Source organism: Paenibacillus sp. 01T422 (assembly GCF_056398785.1).
Genome location: NZ_JBFTQB010001192.1, coordinates 1 through 1,524, shown reverse-complemented (window position 1 = coordinate 1,524; position 1,524 = coordinate 1). Strand labels below are relative to the sequence as shown.

Genomic DNA, 1,524 nt, shown 5'->3' with positions numbered 1-1,524 from the left:
GATGTGTATACACTTTCTGCTCCCTATAATGAGATACAAGATGAAAAGATATTGATAAGAGCTAAAAAGATATTGAATTCCATACTCAACCAATTCTCTCTATATTAATAGTATAGACAAACGGAGTAAGGCGAATGAGTCAATTGCCGCAAGCATCGCTTATTCGCTGCAATTCTGTAATTCATGAAGAAAGAGAGGAGACAAATGAGTACCAACACGATTTACACAGATAACCTGCCGATCAATCCGGCGAACAAACTAGAGCGAAAACGAATGAAACGACCAAGAACGCATTGGATGCCTTATATGTTAATTGCACCCGCCGTTCTACTCATTATGAGCTTCTTATTTTACCCGATGGCCAATGTGTTTTATTATAGCTTTCAGAATTTTAATCCAGCCAAGCCTTATTATAACGGATTTATTGGTCTGGATAATTTCAAGACTATCTTTAGTGAGGATGAATTGTTTTACTCTAGCTTGCTGATTTCATTCAAATGGGTATCGATCGAAGTTGTATTTCAATTAATATTTGGACTGCTGATTGCCCTGCTCTTATCTCAGGCATTTGCTTATCGAGGCTTGTTCCGATCCATCTCRATTATGCCTTGGGCGGTTTCCGGTGTAATAACTTCAACGATGTGGTCTCTGCTTTTCAATGAGCATATGGGGCTTATCAATAGCTTACTTATTAAATTTGGCTTCATCGAAAAAAACTTCGCATGGCTTTCGGATTTGAAGACGGTATTTCCTGCTGTGATCATCACAGAGTTGTGGAGGGGCATCCCGTTCTTCGCGATTACGATGCTGGCGGCTTTGCAAACGATACCGCAGGACTTGTACGAGTCAGCTAGAGTTGACGGTGCGGGGCGATGGAAATCCTTCATCCATATCACTTTACCATTTCTGAAAAATTCAATTATTCTTTCCACCTTGCTGAGAGCCGTTTGGGAGTTCAATAATGTTGATTTACTATTCACGATGACAGGCGGAGGACCAGCTAACACAACAACTACATTAACGATGTATGTAGCGAATCAAGCGATTATTTCACAAAACTTTGGATATGGGTCCGCCCTGACAGTAATCAGCTTTATCATTCTGCTTGTGTTTGCAATGGGTTACCTGAAACTGAGTCGTTTTGGCAGGGAGGGTTAGACACAATGTTAAAAAAGTTGGACCGATTATTCATGTTGAGACTTCCGCTTTTGTTGACAGCGGCATTCACCTTATTTCCAATATATTGGGCTGTGGTGACATCCCTTAAGCAGGAGGGAGAAATTACAAGGTTGCCTATCCGTTATTGGCCGGACAAGGTTACTTTTGAAAATTATATAGTTGCCTGGAAAAACGTTGGATTTTCGATTTTTTTTAAGAATAGTATCGTTGTTTCTGGAATGACAGTTATTATCGTGCTTGTCTGTTCAGTTCTGGTTGGATATGCCATCAGTCGTTTTCGATTCAAAGGGAAGAACGCCTTCATGATTATGTTACTGTGTACGCAATTTGTACCTGGTGCAATGT

General features: G+C 40.3%; 2 protein-coding genes. Both read left to right on the top strand.

The genetic code is table 11. The annotated features are described in order from the left end of the window. Positions 1-204 precede the first annotated feature (204 nt). The gene (locus tag AC1DUA_RS37070; protein WP_477504481.1) at positions 205-1,158 is read left to right on the top strand and encodes a carbohydrate ABC transporter permease; all 954 of its coding nucleotides are present in this window, start codon (positions 205-207) and stop codon (positions 1,156-1,158) included. A 5-nt stretch (positions 1,159-1,163) separates the two neighbouring features. Next, the coding region (locus AC1DUA_RS37065; RefSeq protein WP_477504480.1) for a carbohydrate ABC transporter permease at positions 1,164-1,524 on the top strand (361 nt) is incomplete at its 3' end.